The organism is Cytobacillus sp. QJM3NY_8, from assembly GCF_056173585.1.
In genome coordinates this window covers 3,395,875-3,412,289 of record NZ_CM149681.1, presented here as the reverse complement: position 1 = coordinate 3,412,289, position 16,415 = coordinate 3,395,875, and the positions used below count along the sequence as shown (strand labels likewise).

Annotated in this window: 16 protein-coding genes and 2 riboswitches; of the genes, 9 read left to right on the top strand and 7 right to left on the bottom strand. The window is 40.5% G+C overall.

All coding sequences use genetic code 11. From position 1 onward, the window contains the following. Window positions 1-18: 18 nt before the first annotated feature. The 6 genes from AC0VZ9_RS17515 to AC0VZ9_RS17490 form a co-directional block, all read right to left on the bottom strand. Complete coding sequence (locus AC0VZ9_RS17515) at window positions 19-624, bottom strand: DedA family protein (protein WP_009333652.1); 606 nt, start codon at window positions 622-624, stop codon at window positions 19-21. A 338-nt stretch (window positions 625-962) separates the two neighbouring features. Beyond that, the gene (locus tag AC0VZ9_RS17510) at window positions 963-2,273 is read right to left on the bottom strand and encodes a hemolysin family protein (RefSeq protein ID WP_009333653.1); all 1,311 of its coding nucleotides are present in this window, start codon (window positions 2,271-2,273) and stop codon (window positions 963-965) included. Window positions 2,274-2,407: 134 nt separating this feature from the next. Continuing rightward, on the bottom strand, window positions 2,408-2,779 hold the full coding sequence (locus tag AC0VZ9_RS17505; RefSeq protein WP_009333654.1) for a MerR family transcriptional regulator: 372 nt from the start codon (window positions 2,777-2,779) through the stop codon (window positions 2,408-2,410). Between the two features lie 176 nt (window positions 2,780-2,955). Beyond that, window positions 2,956-4,179: a dicarboxylate/amino acid:cation symporter gene (locus tag AC0VZ9_RS17500; protein ID WP_475396558.1), complete on the bottom strand. Its 1,224-nt coding sequence runs from the start codon at window positions 4,177-4,179 to the stop codon at window positions 2,956-2,958. Window positions 4,180-4,331: 152 nt separating this feature from the next. After that, window positions 4,332-4,477: riboswitch (cyclic di-AMP (ydaO/yuaA leader) on the bottom strand. Window positions 4,478-4,611: 134 nt separating this feature from the next. Further along, entirely contained in the window at window positions 4,612-4,797 is a 186-nt protein-coding gene (locus tag AC0VZ9_RS17495) for a hypothetical protein (protein WP_009333656.1), read from the bottom strand. Between the two features lie 404 nt (window positions 4,798-5,201). Next, on the bottom strand, window positions 5,202-5,567 hold the full coding sequence (locus tag AC0VZ9_RS17490) for a hypothetical protein (RefSeq protein WP_475396557.1): 366 nt from the start codon (window positions 5,565-5,567) through the stop codon (window positions 5,202-5,204). 115 nt (window positions 5,568-5,682) lie between these two features. Here AC0VZ9_RS17490 and AC0VZ9_RS17485 point away from each other — a divergent pair, with 115 nt between their 5' ends. The 9 genes from AC0VZ9_RS17485 (at window position 5,683) to AC0VZ9_RS17445 (ending at window position 14,082) form a co-directional block, all read left to right on the top strand. Next, a complete protein-coding gene (locus tag AC0VZ9_RS17485; RefSeq protein WP_475396556.1) occupies window positions 5,683-6,132 on the top strand; it encodes a GNAT family N-acetyltransferase in 450 nt (149 codons plus the stop codon). 137 nt (window positions 6,133-6,269) lie between these two features. Next, the gene (locus AC0VZ9_RS17480; RefSeq protein ID WP_475396555.1) at window positions 6,270-7,289 is read left to right on the top strand and encodes a serine hydrolase domain-containing protein; all 1,020 of its coding nucleotides are present in this window, start codon (window positions 6,270-6,272) and stop codon (window positions 7,287-7,289) included. Between the two features lie 64 nt (window positions 7,290-7,353). Next, window positions 7,354-7,878 carry a DinB family protein gene (locus AC0VZ9_RS17475; protein WP_019382664.1) on the top strand — a complete coding sequence of 175 codons (525 nt, stop codon included), beginning with the start codon at window positions 7,354-7,356 and terminating at the stop codon, window positions 7,876-7,878. Window positions 7,879-8,045: 167 nt separating this feature from the next. Beyond that, on the top strand, window positions 8,046-9,209 hold the full coding sequence (locus AC0VZ9_RS17470; RefSeq protein WP_475396554.1) for an endonuclease: 1,164 nt from the start codon (window positions 8,046-8,048) through the stop codon (window positions 9,207-9,209). A gap of 111 nt (window positions 9,210-9,320) precedes the next feature. Then, window positions 9,321-9,471, top strand: a riboswitch (cyclic di-AMP (ydaO/yuaA leader). Window positions 9,472-9,549: 78 nt separating this feature from the next. Further along, window positions 9,550-10,206, top strand: a complete 657-nt coding sequence (locus AC0VZ9_RS17465) for a potassium channel family protein (protein WP_026041776.1) — start codon at window positions 9,550-9,552, stop codon at window positions 10,204-10,206. A gap of 64 nt (window positions 10,207-10,270) precedes the next feature. Beyond that, complete coding sequence (locus tag AC0VZ9_RS17460) at window positions 10,271-11,620, top strand: TrkH family potassium uptake protein (protein ID WP_019382667.1); 1,350 nt, start codon at window positions 10,271-10,273, stop codon at window positions 11,618-11,620. 84 nt (window positions 11,621-11,704) lie between these two features. After that, a complete protein-coding gene (locus tag AC0VZ9_RS17455; RefSeq protein ID WP_009333665.1) occupies window positions 11,705-12,136 on the top strand; it encodes a MarR family winged helix-turn-helix transcriptional regulator in 432 nt (143 codons plus the stop codon). 788 nt (window positions 12,137-12,924) lie between these two features. After that, the gene (locus AC0VZ9_RS17450; protein WP_009333666.1) at window positions 12,925-13,776 is read left to right on the top strand and encodes a 2OG-Fe(II) oxygenase; all 852 of its coding nucleotides are present in this window, start codon (window positions 12,925-12,927) and stop codon (window positions 13,774-13,776) included. A gap of 36 nt (window positions 13,777-13,812) precedes the next feature. Then, on the top strand, window positions 13,813-14,082 hold the full coding sequence (locus AC0VZ9_RS17445; protein WP_009333667.1) for a DUF1450 domain-containing protein: 270 nt from the start codon (window positions 13,813-13,815) through the stop codon (window positions 14,080-14,082). A gap of 132 nt (window positions 14,083-14,214) precedes the next feature. Here AC0VZ9_RS17445 and AC0VZ9_RS17440 read toward each other — a convergent pair whose 3' ends face one another. Beyond that, window positions 14,215-16,395 carry an FUSC family protein gene (locus AC0VZ9_RS17440; protein ID WP_475396553.1) on the bottom strand — a complete coding sequence of 727 codons (2,181 nt, stop codon included), beginning with the start codon at window positions 16,393-16,395 and terminating at the stop codon, window positions 14,215-14,217. Window positions 16,396-16,415 lie beyond the last annotated feature (20 nt).

Sequence of the window (16,415 nt, the reverse complement as noted above, 5' to 3'; positions counted from 1 at the left end):
TGCCGTTTCCATTTAAATTTATATACTTTGGCTTTTTTTGCGCTTGTTTACATATTTGTAAGTGAACACTATAATGACTGCTGCAATGATGATCAGGGCTAGAGGCAGGGCATAGCTATTAAAAATTTCCTCTGCTTCTTTGTAGTGAGGGCCCAGTTTATATCCTAAATAAACATAGAATGCGGTAATCGGCAGCATTGCGAGGAATGTATAGATAGAGAACTTCCACACATTCATTTTGGCCATCCCGCATGGAATGGAAATCGCAGTACGGACAACTGGCATAAATCGGGCGAAGAAAGCTACCCCTGCGCCATATTTTTCAAAAAACTTGTCCGATGCATCAATCTGTTTTTGAGAAACCAAGAAATATTTTCCGTATTTTAAAACCATTGGACGGCCGCCATATCTGCCCAATGCATATAAAGTCAGCGGTCCAATCGTTCCTCCCACTGTACCTGCTAATACGACTAAATAATAATTAAAGTCTCCCTGGAAGACCCAAAAGCCCGCCAAAGGAAGAACCACTTCTGCCGGGATAAATTCAAAGCATAATGAAAGCAAAATACCAAAGTAAGAAAACTGTTTTAAGAAATCAATAAAGCTGATAATAATTTCTGACATAGCCACACATCCTGTTGATTAATAAGAAAAGCGCAAGCGCCTTGCCCACGAATGAACGCAGACTAAGAACGCCACGTCCTGTGGCAACGTCTGCATGACCCACATCCTGTGGGCCTCAAGCACAAGACGAGCCTCACGGAAAGGCGTTCGCTTTGCCTTTTGGGGAGGATTGGCTTGTGACCTCGAGGGGGCAGGCTGCTTGCGCTGGACAATTCACGAAATTAAAAGATATAAAACGTACATAAGTCAGTCTAACGGGTAATAGGAAAACAATCAAGTATTTATATAGACAGGCAAAAAAGAAACGGCAGCTGCCGTAACCGGAGCCGCCGTTTTTCCTAGCTTAATTGGGGCTTGCTTTTAAAAACTTCCAGATAATGCAGCTGGTGCCCATCTTTTTCGTGGACTTTAAATGTAAATCCATCTGCTTCAATCTCTGTTCCTATCTCTGCTTCCATATGCTGTGTCAGGAACCAGCCGCCGATTGTATCGACGTCTTCATGCTCAAAATCTGTGCCAAGCAGATTATTGACATCGTCTATAAGAAGCTTGGAATCCAGAATATAGTGGTTATCGTTAAGCTTTCTAATTTCAGGAACCTCATCTTCATCAAATTCATCACGGATTTCTCCGACAATTTCTTCAAGAATGTCTTCGACAGTCACCAATCCGGAAGTTCCGCCATATTCATCCATTAAAATGGCAATATGGATGCGTTCTTTTTGCATTTTGACTAGCAGGTCATGAATCGGAATGCTTTCAATTACATGGATAACCGGGTTAATAAACGAGTCAAGCTCAAGATTCTCCGGGGTGATCCTGTTTGTAAGACTGGCCGTCAGAAATTCTTTTACATTAATAAACCCTCGGATATTGTCTTTATCCCCATCTTCCACTGGATATCGTGTGTAATTCTCTCTCTGGATTGTTTGCATAATATCTTCTATTGTGTCATCAGAAGCAATCGTAATCATTTCAGTACGCGGAACCATGATTTCTTTTGCAATTCTTTCATCAAATTCAAAGATATTGTTCACGTACTTTAACTCATTTTTATTGATCTCACCGCTTTTATAACTCTCGGATAAAAGTATTCGCAGTTCTTCTTCGGAATGGGCGATCTCATGCTCAGAAGCCGGTTTTAAACCAAATATGCCAACCAGTACCCGAGCAGATCCGTTTAAGAACCAAATGAAAGGGAACATCAAACGGTAGAACCAAATAATCGGCGCTGCGAACGCCATTGTAACTGCCTCAGCTTTTTGGATGGCAACGGTTTTTGGTGCAAGCTCACCTACAACCACATGCAGGAAGGTGACTAAAGCAAAGGCAATGCCGAAGGATAAAATATGGGTAAGCGATTCGGCAATCTCAAATCTTTCAAATACCGGGTGCAATAACTTTTCGACAGTAGGCTCACCAAGCCAGCCCAGCCCTAATGCGGTAATGGTTATTCCCAATTGACAGGCTGATAAATACTCATCAAGGTGAGTGACGACTCTCTTAGCTGAAATAGCCCTTTTATTGCCCTCAGCAATCAGTTGATCAATTCGGGAAACACGTACTTTTACAATCGCAAACTCAGTTGCTACGAAGAATGCGGTTAATGCTATTAATAGTGCAATCAGTAATAAATTTATGGTTGTCAACGAGCAGTCTTACTAAAGTAAGACATACACCTCCTAAAATGGTTATAATCCTTATAAAGTTCACTACTTAAATTGTGCCCAAATAGATATCCATAATGCTCCAAAAACCTAAAAAAACGTTTTGGCACAGGATATCAGTTGAGCAATAAAAGCAATGTTTGAATTAATGATAAGCTTTCATGTGAAATATTCTTTTTGACATATTCGTATTTTTCGGGATCAGATTTTTTAAGCTGTGAAAGTGCTTTTGTCACATCTTCCTCCAGATCCTGAATTTTGAGCCTTAGTTCAAGAACATCTACCTCTTCAGAAAATCGGCCGATAACTTTTTTCTTTATTTCCTCCAGCGACAAACCATCCGCTTTACATTTTTCGATAAAAGCAATACGTTCGATGGCGGAATAATCATAATAGCGATAATTTGAAGGGGAACGTTCTGCTTTTAGCAGTCCGAGTGAAGTATAGTAATCAATCGTTCTCTTAGTAACCTTTGCTTTTTCAGCCAATTCTCCTATTCTTAACTTCTCAGCCCCATGAGGATTCCTCCAAACTGTTACGTGATGGTTATGAATCTAATTATACTAAAAAATAATAGAAAATCAATGAATTTGAATAATGAAACAAGCAGGGAGGAGGAAATTTCCACAAAAAATAACACCAGATAACCGGTGCTATTTTGCATTCAGGCTTTAACGGCCTCTTTCTTTGCTTCTGTTTCCGCTACAATTACTGCACATGCAGCATCACCTGTAATATTAACTGCTGTTCTCGTCATATCAAGCAGACGGTCAATCCCAATGATTAATGCGATACCTTCAACAGGAAGATTGACAGAGTTAAGAACCATCGCTAGCATAATCAAACCGACACCAGGCACACCAGCTGTACCAACGCTGGCAAGAACGGCAGTAAGGACAACCGTGATTAGCTGTGTCAATGTTAAATCAACATTATATACTTGGGCAATGAAAATAGTTGCAACTCCCTGCATGATGGCTGTTCCATCCATGTTGATGGTTGCACCGAGAGGCTGAACAAAGCTGCTGATTGATTCAGGAACTTTCAGATTTTTTTGGGCCGTATTCATGGAAATCGGCAGAGTCGCATTACTGCTTGATGTACTGAAAGCAACACCCATGGCCGGCGCAAAGCCTTTAAAGAACCATAGCGGGTTTTTCTTTGCGAGTAAAGCAATTGAACCTCCATAGGTTAAAATCGCATGTATAAATAACGCAAGAAGAACTACGATCATATAAAGTCCCATAGCTTTAATGGCACTTAGACCCTGACTTCCTACAGCAGAAACGATAAGTCCAAATGTTCCATAAGGAGCAAATCTCATAACCAGGTTAACAAGGTACATCATCATGTTATTGCCTTGTTCAATAAGGTTTAATATGCCTTTTGTTTTATTGCCGAGCATGGTTAATGCAAATCCGACAAAAATAGAAAAAGTGATAATCTGAAGCATATTGCCTTCCGTGAAGGCTTTTACCGGATTGGTTGGAATAATATTTAATAGTGTCTCTGAGACAGGAGGAGCTTCCTTCGATTCGTACTCCACGTTTGTGACGTCAAATTCACCAACGTTTCCTGGCTGGAAAACAGCTGCCAAAGCAAGACCTATGACGATTGCAATGCTGGTGGTAACCAGGAAGTAGGAGATTGTCTTAATCCCAATTCTTCCCAACTTCTTAGGATCACCGAGGCCTGCTGTTCCAAGAGTGATGGAAAAGAAGACGATCGGAACAACCAGCATATTGATGAGATTTAAAAAGATTTTTCCCAGCGGAGTAAACAAAAACTTGTCAAGCTCGGGGAAAATGCCAGGTGCAAATAAATTAATCAACAGCCCTGTGATTCCCCCCGCGATCAAAGCAAGAATAATTTTAGTAGATAATTTCATACACGTTCCTCCAATGAAATAAAAGATGTAAAAAAATGTAAAATGGACACAAAAAATATTTTGCCTTTCCTATAATACCCCCAAAAAACATAAACCTAACTAAAAAAGGCAACAAAAAAACACAGAGGTAATAACCACTGTGCATTTATGCAGTGTTCCCTCTCAACACGCTTACGAGGTTAGCTGTCGGGTTCGGGTCTTGAGAGTACCCTACCTATAAAAGGATTCACCCCAGGTACTTTTATTAAAAAAGTACAGTTGGTTCCCCCGCTCAATTAAGATTAAGCGAAAATTATTAATGTTTTTTTAATATATTAACAATAATCATAAAAGTTGTAAATCATACGATTTTCTTATCTAGGTTTACTAAGGTTACTATAATTCAAATAGTAATTTAATAGGAAAGGTCAATTTGGTTTTTTAGCAATAAGATTAGAAGTTAAGCCAGCTTAAAAGAGGATGTCTTTTTTTGTCTTTCACTTTCAATTCCTTCTTATTCAGCTTGTCTTCATGTTCGGCCAGCCACTCTTTTAACTCTTCTTTGTCCTTGCATTGCGTATAATAAGTCTCGCCGTTTTTCCCAGTGGCACTTACAACATATCTGCATGTATTTCCCATAAAGCACCCTTTTCAAAGTAATTTCTTTTAGAATTATAACAAGATTTATGACAATGTCCACCATTATTTTTTTGGATTATGAGTATATTGGCTTTGGGGGTATTGCTGATGATAATATGCCTGAAAAAATTCAGGTAAGATATCCGCTGAATTATTGTCGCTTCTGCATTTATCCAATTGGTCCGGCAGCTTATTGATTACTGGGAAAGTTTTGCCTGTTGTCTGTTCCAGGGGGAATGGCCTTTCTTATCTGCGTGGGAACTGTAATAAAGCCGTCGAGAATCTCATGACTAACAGTAACCCCTTTGAGAGTATAAAATTCAAGAGCCTCTGTATTCCTATTTGATACATAGATAAAATAATCTTCCACATCTTTAAATTGGATTAACCATTCCATCGGCATGTTAAAAAGAACTGATCCAATTCCATATGGTCTGTAGCATTTTTATAAAGAATTGAGATAAGCAGCCAACATGGCTTTTCCCGACTGAAGTCAGATCAAAAAAAAAGGCGAAATCATTGGAGCAGGCTTCCTTAGGAGAAACATTGGAATAGACATAGCCCACGATTTCTTCATCGTCCTTAACGATCTCAATATAATTATGTAAAGCTGATTTTACGGATGGAATCATTCTAGTTTCAAAATTCATGCTGTCAAAACGCTCAGGTGTTATATGTGCCTTAGATTTCTGAAAAGCCATCAGCTTATTGCATAAATCCCGGCAAAGTCTGATTTTCTCTTCTGTTATCACTTCATATTTTAAATTCATCCTATTCACCCCTAGTTAAATTTTAAATTGGAAGGTCTTCATTCGTCCAAAAAGGAGGGAATTTATCCTTGATAGAGAAGTTTATTTTAAAACTAATATAAAAAGAGGGACCATAATGATTAGGGAAATTGATATTAAAGATCGAAAAGCTGCTGTGCAAGTTCTAAGTGTCCAGCTTCCTGCGTATAAAATTGAGGCTGAAATCATTGGATGTCCTGATTTACCGCCTTTGAAGGATACGGCTGATGACTTGCGAATAACCGGAGAAACCTTCCTTGGGTATTTTATAGGTGAAAAATTATGCGGTGTGATTTCTTTTAAAGAGGAAAATAATGTTTTAGATATTCATAGACTGATTGTGCATCCTGAACATTTTAGAAAGGGAATTGCACAAAAGCTGCTGAACTTCATTGAACTGAGGCCGATGAATGAAAAAATGATTGTCACAACAGGCTCTAAGAATACCCCTGCTGTCGCTTTTTATTTAAAGAATAGTTTTAAAGAGCTGAAGAAAATAGAAATAAATGAATCACTGACTATTACTGCTTTTGAAAAATATTTATAAAATACTAAAAGATTAAGCGACTCTTTCATTTGGAGGAATCACCCTCTCTAAAATCCGTTATATGCTTTTATAGAGACTGCTATTACTGTCCCGCAATTGCTTTAGGTCATTGGAATATTACTTAAAGGGGAGTACTCATGTTAATTAGGGATTATGATAAAAGGTTAAGTTCTGTAATTAAAAATGTTGGTTTTTCCGGTGTCGTACTTGTTAAAGAAAAGGAGGAATTGATCCTTCAATTAGCAGAGGGGGATGCTGATCGAGCAAATGAAACCCCAAATAATCCGGGTACCAGGTTTGGCATCGCCTCCGGGTGTAAGATTTTTACGGCGGTTGGCATTTGTCAATTGGCCGAGAATGGATTCATATCATTCGAAACAAGACTTAATGATGTATTGGAGGATGTTTTTCCCTTATTTGATGAGACAATTACCATTCATCACCTGTTAACCCATACATCCGGAGTGCCCGACTATTTTGATGAGTCAATTATGGATGATTTTGAGGAGCTGTGGAAAGAAAGGCCAATGTATCTATTAAATCATCTGAGAGATTTTCTTCCTATGTTCCAGAATAAAAAGATGATGTTTAAGCCGGGGGAGAAATTTCATTATAATAATGCCGGATATATACTTTTGGGTTTAATTATAGAGAAGAAGACAGGACTGAGTTTCCAGGATTATATCCATTCCCAAATTTTTGAACCATGTGGAATGAAGGATTCAGGCTTTTTCCGATTTGACAATCTTCCTGAAAATACAGCAATTGGTTATATAGATAATGAAGAAGATGGGACATGGAGAACCAATATTTATTCATTGCCCATCAGAGGCGGTTCTGACGGAGGAGCCTATGTTACTGCTCAGGATATGATCTTATTTTGGGAAGCATTGTGTAATGATAAGCTCATAAGCGGGGAGTATACTGAAAAGCTGATGTCCCCGCATGCCAAAGCAGATGAGAATGAGTATTACGGCTACGGATTATGGATCAAAAAGAAAAACGAAGCCATCTTCAAATATCACCTCATGGGCTATGACCCGGGAGTCAGCTTTCATTCTGCCTATTACCCTGAAAGCGGGATAACCCTTGTGGTGCCATCAAATAAATCATATGGGCCATTTACTGTAATGAAAGAAATTGAAAAGGACTTTTAGATGAGCTAAGTACAGGTGCTTATTTTTTGTATCTAATCGGGTCTGTTTATAAAGGAGCGGTTATATGAATTTTAATTTAAGAGAAGCTATTGAGATTCTTGAACGTACACCCCATACGCTGGATGCATTACTAAGCGGTCTATCTTCGGAATGGCTTAATGGCAATGAAGGGGAAGGCACGTGGAATGCTGCCGAAGTGGTTGATCATTTGATTGATGGCGAGGAGAAAAATTGGATTCCACGGCTGAAATTTATTCTGCAGGAAGGGGAAAGCAAGCCCTTCCCCCCATTTGACCGCTTTGCTCATTTAAATGTGTCAGAGAGTCTATCACTTGAAGAAAAGCTTGAAGTCTTTAAGACCCTTAGAATGAAAAATTTGGCCATGCTTAGGGGTATAACTGATCTGGAAATTCATTTCGAAAAGACAGGGCTTCATCCAGCATTTGGACCAGTCAGAGTCAGGGAATTGATTTCCACTTGGGCTGTGCATGACCTTACGCATATTTCACAGATTTCTCGAGTATTGGCAAATAGATACAGAACTGATGTTGGTCCTTGGATTGAGTATCTGGGCATTTTAAAAAAGTAAGCACTTTAAAAAAATTGCATCAAAGTTAAGTTTGTAAATTCTGTGTGAAAAGTAAACTTTTGGGACCAAAACCTCATGATATGGCCGAAGGTGTTCATTTATACTTGTGTGGAATTGTGACTTTTCTGATTATTTAAGTCCATTCAAAAAAATATGGAGGCGAATGAATGCTGAATCGTAAGAAAAAAGGCCTGCTGTTAACTTTTATTCTGGTTACTGTCATTCTGATCGTGATGCAGCCCATTCAAAATTCTATAACTAGGGCAGCTGCCGGGGATGGCTCCTGGACATCACCTTATTCCGTTTCACAGGGAATCAATACTCAAAACAACTCTTCCAAAACTGTTCAAGGCTATGTGGTTGGACAGCCGACTGCGGCAAATACGGTTATTTCAAGCCAGTTTCCAAATGACTATGCTTTGGCCCTGGCGGATAGTCCATCAGAGACCAGCACAGCTAAGATGCTTTATGTTCAAATTCCTTCCACGTTTCGCTCTGCTTTCGGCTTAAAATCCAATCCATCTTTGATTGGAGAAAAAATTAAGGTAACCGGAACGCTTACCGCCTATTTTTCTCATCCCGGGCTAAAAGATGGGACGGCCTTCGAACAAGCTGGTGATGGAACAGCCAACCCCGGCCCTGAACCAGGAGGATATTATGATGCTGCAAGCGGAAAAACAGGGGAGGCTTTAAAAACAGCCCTCCATACTATCATTGATGATCACACGGAAATTTCCTATTCGAATGTATGGGAAGCACTGCGCGAGACAGATGAAGATCCTGCCAATCCCAATAACGTCATTCTTTTGTATACTGGCCGCTCTCAGGGGAAATTCACCAATGGTTCTGGCGTCAATGATTGGAACAGGGAGCATGTTTGGGCAAAATCTCACGGGGACTTTGGAACAGCTATGGGTCCGGGAACAGACTTGCATCATTTGCGGCCAACAGATGCTTCAGTAAATAGCTCGAGAGGGAATCTTGACTTTGACGATGGGGGCACCCAGCATTCAGAGGCACTGGGAAACTACTATGATTCAGATTCCTGGGAACCCAGGGATACAGTAAAAGGCGATGTTGCGAGGATGCTTTTTTATATGGCTGTCCGTTATGAAGGAGACAGCGGAGAAGTGGATCTGGAGCTAAACAATCAGGTCAATAATGGCTCTGCTCCTTATCATGGCAAAATGTCTGTCCTGCTTGAGTGGCATAAGGAAGATCCGGTAGACGATAACGAGCGGAGAAGAAACGAAATCATCTATTCTGATTACCAGCATAACCGCAATCCATTTATAGATCATCCCGAGTGGGCATCAGCAATTTGGGAATAATCTTCAGGAAAGCACTTTCCGTTACTGGGAAGTGCTTTTTATTTTACTTACTTTGAAAAAAAGATTGACAAGAGATTTCCATGGGAGTAATTTATATTTATTAATTTCATAGTAACCTTTTTGCTGAATCATTATGAGCGGGGGAACCAATTTTGATAAACCTGGTTTATCTTGGGGTGAATCTTAGCATATTAAGGCTAAGAAGGGATACTCTCAATCCCTAATCCGACAGCTAACTCCGTAAGCCGAATCGAGGGAAGGGTTGATGGAAACCATTGGCCATTCTTTTTTTAAGAGTGGTTTTTTTGTGTTCATTTTCAAAAAGAAGGGAATTTCTTCAATGAAAAAACAGTATGCAGTATTTGGTTTAGGCCGCTTTGGCGGAAGTCTCGTAAAGGAATTTCATGAATTGGGAGTGGAAGTGCTCGCAATTGATGTAGACCAGGAGAAAGTAAATCAATACGCACAGTTTGTGACATATGCAGTTCAAATCAATGGCATTGATGAAGCTGCCATAAAGCAATCAGGGATAAAAAATATCGATCATGCATTTGTTTCATTTGGTGAAAACATTGAGTCCAGTATATTGACATCCTTGTTATTAAAAGAAATGGGGATTCCAAAGGTGTGGGCAAAGGCACATAATGAGTATCATGCCAGGGTGCTCGAAAAAATTGGCGTTGATCGTGTTATCCACCCGGAGCGGGATATGGCTAAGCGGATTGCCCACCATATTGTTTCGGAAAAAATGATTGATTATATTGAGCTGTCTGAAGATTACAGTATGGTTGAGATTGTGGCTACAGATAAAATTGCCGGAAAATCCCTTTCTGAATTGAATATTAGGGCTAAGTATGGCTGTAATATTGTGGGGATTCAGCGCGGGAAGGAAATAATCGTTACTCCGTCAGCTGAAGAGGTTATTTTAAAGGGCGACGTCCTGATTGTAATGGGACACAATAAAGGGATTGGCAGATTTGAGAGGCATGGAGTATAAGCCTTGCCGATAAAAAAATACCAATACAAGGGGTTAGCCCTATATGTATAAGGAGCATAAAAGAATGAGGAGAATGGGACGTTCCTATAACTGGATAAAAATGAATCCGGCACAAATGCTTTCGGTCGGTTTCTTAATCTTAATTGGTGTAGGCACACTGCTGCTGATGCTGCCTTTTGCTACGAAAGACAGACATCATTTATCGTTTATCGATGCACTTTTTGAGGCGACTTCTGCTGTATGTGTAACAGGTCTCGTGGTAGTGGATACCCAAACCACATTTACTGTTTTTGGCCAGATTGTACTGATGGTCCTCATACAAATTGGCGGCCTTGGATTTATGACATTTGGGGTTCTCATTGCTATCATGCTTGGAAAGAACATTGGTTTGAAAGGAAGGCTGATGATCCAGGAATCTTTAAATCAGCTTTCGATTGAAGGGATGGTCAGGCTGGTTAAATTCGTTGTCGGCTTTACATTAATCGCTGAAATGATCGGTGCATTGATATTGGCCATTCGCTGGTCGTCCGATTTTGGCTTCCCCCGCTCATTGTATTATGGCATTTTCCATTCGGTTTCTGCCTTTAATAATGCCGGATTCGATATAATGGGCCAATTCAGGAGCGTTACTGAATATGCTGGTGATTTTACTGTCATCATGACACTCAGCTTCCTGTTAATAATCGGAGGTATCGGCTATATCGTTGTACTTGATGTAAAAAGAAACAAGAGTTTGAAAAAGCTCTCTTTGCATACAAAATTGGTCCTCCTGATGACGCTGATCCTTAACATTCTCGGAACAGTATTTATCTTTGCGCTTGAATATGATAATCCTGGGACACTTGCCAATTTGCCTTTAAAAGATAAACTATTGGGGGCTTTTTTTCATGGTGTGGTCCCGAGAACGGCTGGATTTAATTCTTTGAATACTGGCGAATTAACTTTAGGTTCGCAGCTGGTAACAATGCTGCTCATGTTCATTGGAGGGGGATCAGGAGGTACCGCCGGCGGCATTAAAGTCACTACCTTTGTCTTGATTTTTCTTGCAGTCAGAGCGCTGATAAAGGAAGAAGATGAAGTGAGCCTTATGGGAAGGCGAATTCCAAAGGATCTTATTGTCAGAGCTTTTACAATAACCGTCTATTCAATAGGATTCATCTTCTTTATCTTATTTATTTTATCCATAACAGAAAATGCTCCATTGAACGTCCTTTTATTCGAGGTGATATCCGCTTTTGGCACGGTAGGCATGTCGATGGGGCTCACACCTGAATTAAGTGCAACAGGAAAAGGGGTAATTGCATTTATGATGTTTGCAGGAAGAGTAGGGCCAATCACAATCGCTTTTGCACTTGCCCGAAGAAAAGGAAAGGCCAAATATAAATTTGCAGAAGAGAAAATCATGATTGGATAAGTGAAGGAAAGTTATCTGGTGTATAGGACAGAATAATTTAGTTTCAATAAAATTTTCCACCATAAATAGGATAGGGGATTTTAAATGAAAACCAGATTTAATGACTATATAAGCATTAAGATCCATCAAATAGACCTGACCTTAACAAGCTATATTAAGACTAAATTAGCCCACTTAAATATTGCCCCGGAGCAGAACCTGATTCTAATGCTTCTCTGGGAAGAAGACGGATTAAGCCAAAATGAAATCGCCAGGCGGCTGGATAAAGATAAATCTAACATTGCCAGAATGCTGAGCAGTCTTGAAAAGAAAGGCTTTATCAAAAAAAGCATGAATAAAGAGGACAGCAGATCTCTGAATGTTTATCTAACCGAAAACGGCAAAAATCTCAGTGAACATGTATATCCCATCACAGAGGAGTTTCACTCAATCGTCACATCGGGTATTACGAAGGAAGAGCTGAGAATTGTTGACGATGTTTTAATGAAAATGAGAAGAAATATGGAGGGTAATTAGCGGTGCAGGATAGAGTGGGATGCTTCTATCCTGTTTTTTTGTGAAGGTCATGAAGCCCAAAATGAGAACAGCGCTGAGAAAACAGTCGCCATGAAGGCTCCATGAAGCCGAAAAGTCGTGAAGCGAGAAGAAAACAGTCGCCATGAAAGCTTCATGAAGCCGAAAAGTCGTGGAGCGAGAAGAAAACGATCGCCATGAGGCAGTCATGAAGCCGAAAAAGAGAGCAGCGGTAAGAAAACGGTCGCCATGAGGCAGTCATGAAGCCGAAAATGGGGGCAGCGCTAAGAAAACAGTCACCATGAAGGCTCCATGAAGCCGAAAAGTCGTGAAGCGATAAGAAAATCGTTGCCATGAGGCAGTCATGAAGCCGAAAAAGTGATCAGCGCTGAGAAAACAGTCGCCATGAAGGCTCCATGAAGCCGAAAAGTCGTGAAGCGAGAAGAAAACAGTCGCCATGAAAGCTTCATGAAGCCGAAAAGTCGTGGAGCGAGAAGAAAACGATCGCCATGAGGCAGTCATGAAGCCGAAAAAGAGAGAGCGGTAAGAAAACGGTCGCCATGAGGCAGTCATGAAGCCGAAAATGGGAGCAGCGCCGAGAAAACTGTTGCCATGAATCTATAAGAATTTAAAACGGCACTCTAAAGAGAATCAGTTTATATGATGCAAATTTGAACTATCTGAGTTACCAGGTAAATCGATTCAGTTCATTCATTAATAATAGTATAATAAAATACATATATTTCTATATCTGGCTAACGGATGTTTTCATTGAGTCATACAGGGGGAAGATGATGACGAAGATTATGCAGATATCAGATGAACTAAAGGATTGGATTGTGGGTGCGCTAAAAAGTGATGTGAGTCCGATTGCGCTTGCGAACGCTTTGATTAAGAAGGGTTTCGATAACCGGTTTGCATATGAGACTTTATTTAAAATTGTTGGAAATGAAGCAATTAAGACGACAGAAGGGCAGCAGATTCGATATACTTATGAAGTCCCCGAAATAGGCAGGAAGGGGAATATCCTTCATACGAGTGATAAGGACGTAAAAGTGCTTTCCAGAAATGAAAAGCCATTTGTGCTCCATTTGGATCAGGTGCTCAGCTCAGAAGAATGTGATGAGCTTATCAGTCTTTCAAGGAGCCGGCTGCAGCCATCCCTGGTGGTGGATAGGGGTTCTGGAGAAGAACGGGCGGGTTCAGGAAGGACAAGCAAGAGCATGGCTTTCCGGCTTAAAGAAAATGAACTGGTCGAAAGAATCGAAACGAGGATTGCTGAATTGACCGGTTATCCTGCAGAAAATGGTGAAGGCCTTCAGATCTTAAACTATGGATTGGGTGAAGAATATAAGCCTCACTTTGATTTCTTTCCCCCCCACATGGCGGATGCCAGCAAAGGCGGACAGAGGGTTGGAACGTTCCTCATCTATTTGAATGATGTGGAGGATGGCGGTGAAACGGTCTTTTCTAAAGCTGGACTTTCATTTGTTCCCAAAAAGGGAGCGGCCATTTACTTCCATTATGGCAATGCTCAGGGTCAGCTGGACCGATTGTCAGTCCATAGCAGTGTGCCTGTAAGAAAGGGAGAAAAATGGGCTGCTACCAAATGGATTAGGGAAAGCAATATATATTGCCATTAGAGTTTTTAAAGAATAATCAGAAGGAAGTTTGATCAGGTGAAACTCATCAACAAACTATTCTCAAAGCAAAAAACGGCTTCGATTGAATTTTGTCAGCGGAATCTGGATGAATTTTTAAAAGAAGAGAGTTTGGCTGCATTTAATCAATTTCTGAGCCAGAAGAATATTAACTATAAAGAATACGAATGCCAGAGCAGATGCAAAGAATGCAGGCAATCACCTTATGCCCTGGTGGACGGGAAGCTGATTGCAGCGGAGAATTCGGATGAATTATTGATAAAATTGAAAGAAGAAGTAAAGAAATAAAAGGAATCGGAGCAATCCGATTCCTTTTTTCATACTCTTTTTTTTGATGTACATTGAGAATGTGAATGTGCAAATTAATCTAGTATTGATCCTGAAATAGCATCTCCCTATTCATATAAAAGAGAAGGAGGATTATTGCTCCTTCCCTGCACCAAGATCTTCTGCCAATTCCATAATCGCTTTATTGATTCTCCAGACGAAATAAAGGTGATGAATCAAATCACGCTGGGATTGCTGCCTTGCTGGTGCCAATCGTTCAATTTGTTCCCTTTCATTTTCAAGACTATACACAAGCATGCCGTCTCCGCTATCTTTAATCAAATCCATTAATGTCTCAATATTTAATTCAAGCTTTTCTTCAATCCTTATGAAAACATCGACCAGCTCATCGGGATAGTCGAATCCTTTTCGGTAGGAGGAAGCCACAAGGTGTCTTGCATAATAGTTGATGGCTGAAAATAGTGTAATCCATCTGTTAACGTCAGCATGGCGCGGGGATCCGGGTTTTTTTATCAGAGATTGTGCTTCAACGTTTATGGTTTTAAGTTTTTGATCCAATAAGAAGCCTTTGCCTGAAAGCTCCTTAACGTTCACATCTTCCCGGAAGCTTCTCACATACTCAGTGACATACGGTTTCAGTTCTTGTAAGTAGTCATTTAAGGTATCCGCCACTTTTTCCTTCGTTTTCTTTGGGAAAATAAATAAGGAAACTCCGAATGCAATGCCGGCACCGGCAATTGTATCGATTACCCTTGCACTGATAAGGGAAAATGTAATTCCTCCAAGTAAAAGGTCATACATAAAAGCAACCAGCATCGTTATAAACATGCTCATTAACGTATAGGAGACCTCAAACAAATAAAAGGCGAAAAAAACCGCTGCAAAAATCAGCGTTATTTCCAGGACGGAATGGCCGCTGACCACTCTTGCAAGTGTAAATCCAATTACTGCTCCAATAATTGTTCCAACCGACCGCTGAAAACCTTTCGTATAAATGCGCCCGATCGATTCGGTACCGAGCAAAACAATAAAAGCTGTTAAAAGAACCCAATAAGGCTGGTCAGGCGAAAGAATCTGGCCGGCAATGATGGAAATGATTGCAGCAGTCAATGCCTGAAAAGCTTTTTTGGTGGAAGGTTTGATGCCCTTATCTTCTTCAGATGGTTCATCTTCACTTTCGCCTTCAGCTGCCTCTTCAGATAATTTAATCTCATTGTCTTTCATTTTATGAAGTGCCTGCTGTATGGTTATGCCGCCCTCGATGACATGGTTCGCAATGGACTCGATCCGCCTGATCAGAAACAGCCATCCTGCAGGTTTGTCTTCCCGGCTGAACAAATCAATAATAAGCAGGCGGAGGGCCTGTACAGCAAGCTCTGCTTCACGCAGATTTTGTTCTTCATATTGTTGGGCAAGAACTTCAGCATCGCGAAGAGAACGGGTTACCCAAACCAGGAGTTTTCTCAGCTCATCAATTTCAAGGGCATTTGCTTTTTTTAAGCTTCTAATTGAGTCTGTCAGTGTTTCAATCAGCATACCTGCATCAAAAATATATAACCTCAGCTGAGTAGAGGTCAGCCCAGGCCATAATTTTTGAACATCTTCATCATTTATATACTCCGAAACCATGACAGCATAATCCCTGAGCTTCAGCACGTTTCTTCCCAATTCCTCCCGCTGCTGAGGAGTCATTTCCTTGGCTTGCATCCCCTCAATTAAGAGATTGAACGTAAAATTACTTTGGAAATGAAAGGAGCGAATGCTTCTTTTCAGGTTTTTCGCGGTGTCCTGAAAAAGGATGAAATTGAACAGGAAAGCATACGCGATCCCAATCCAAATGCCGAAGTAGAAGGATGGAAGCTGACTGCCTGATAGTTTTAAAATAGACGCGAAATAAAGTGTCATGAATGCAATCATGCATAGAGAAAAATACCGCACTCCAAAGCGGGTCAAATAAAAGCTTAAGAAGATTAACAGAACCATTGCAATATCGATAAAGACCGTGCTTTCCGCCAATAGGGAACCGATCGATACCCCTGCCATGGCTGAAAGTCCAAGCAGGCCAGTTGTGAGCATTTTACCTTTTTTGGAGTCATCCATGACAATCATGATGCCAAGCATGCCTGCCATTCCGGACACTATCGCCGGAGTGAGAGCGGCATCAGCACCAGCCAATTGCATGATGAACAAAGTCGTAAAGACTGAAGCCATTAAACTTAAAGTGGCCCGTCCTGCTTTTTGAAATCGGATAAGCCCGGGATCGGATGCCAGCAAACGTCCGAGCCACCGGTGTTTTATAGGAAACTGCTTCATTGTTTCACCAATCTTTTCAG

What these genes read in the sequence shown, in the direction of transcription:
- AC0VZ9_RS17485 (WP_475396556.1), top strand. Translation starts at nt 5,683, where the DNA reads ATGATTAGGGAAATTGATATTAAAGATCGAAAAGCTGCTGTGCAAGTT.
- AC0VZ9_RS17475 (WP_019382664.1), top strand. Translation starts at nt 7,354, where the DNA reads ATGAATTTTAATTTAAGAGAAGCTATTGAGATTCTTGAACGTACACCC.
- AC0VZ9_RS17455 (WP_009333665.1), top strand. Translation starts at nt 11,705, where the DNA reads ATGAAAACCAGATTTAATGACTATATAAGCATTAAGATCCATCAAATA.
- AC0VZ9_RS17470 (WP_475396554.1), top strand. Translation starts at nt 8,046, where the DNA reads ATGCTGAATCGTAAGAAAAAAGGCCTGCTGTTAACTTTTATTCTGGTT.
- AC0VZ9_RS17465 (WP_026041776.1), top strand. Translation starts at nt 9,550, where the DNA reads ATGAAAAAACAGTATGCAGTATTTGGTTTAGGCCGCTTTGGCGGAAGT.
- AC0VZ9_RS17460 (WP_019382667.1), top strand. Translation starts at nt 10,271, where the DNA reads ATGAGGAGAATGGGACGTTCCTATAACTGGATAAAAATGAATCCGGCA.
- AC0VZ9_RS17515 (WP_009333652.1), bottom strand. Translation starts at nt 624, where the DNA reads ATGTCAGAAATTATTATCAGCTTTATTGATTTCTTAAAACAGTTTTCT.
- AC0VZ9_RS17495 (WP_009333656.1), bottom strand. Translation starts at nt 4,797, where the DNA reads ATGGGAAATACATGCAGATATGTTGTAAGTGCCACTGGGAAAAACGGC.
- AC0VZ9_RS17440 (WP_475396553.1), bottom strand. Translation starts at nt 16,395, where the DNA reads ATGAAGCAGTTTCCTATAAAACACCGGTGGCTCGGACGTTTGCTGGCA.
- AC0VZ9_RS17490 (WP_475396557.1), bottom strand. Translation starts at nt 5,567, where the DNA reads ATGAATTTAAAATATGAAGTGATAACAGAAGAGAAAATCAGACTTTGC.
- AC0VZ9_RS17500 (WP_475396558.1), bottom strand. Translation starts at nt 4,179, where the DNA reads ATGAAATTATCTACTAAAATTATTCTTGCTTTGATCGCGGGGGGAATC.
- AC0VZ9_RS17480 (WP_475396555.1), top strand. Translation starts at nt 6,270, where the DNA reads ATGTTAATTAGGGATTATGATAAAAGGTTAAGTTCTGTAATTAAAAAT.
- AC0VZ9_RS17450 (WP_009333666.1), top strand. Translation starts at nt 12,925, where the DNA reads ATGATGACGAAGATTATGCAGATATCAGATGAACTAAAGGATTGGATT.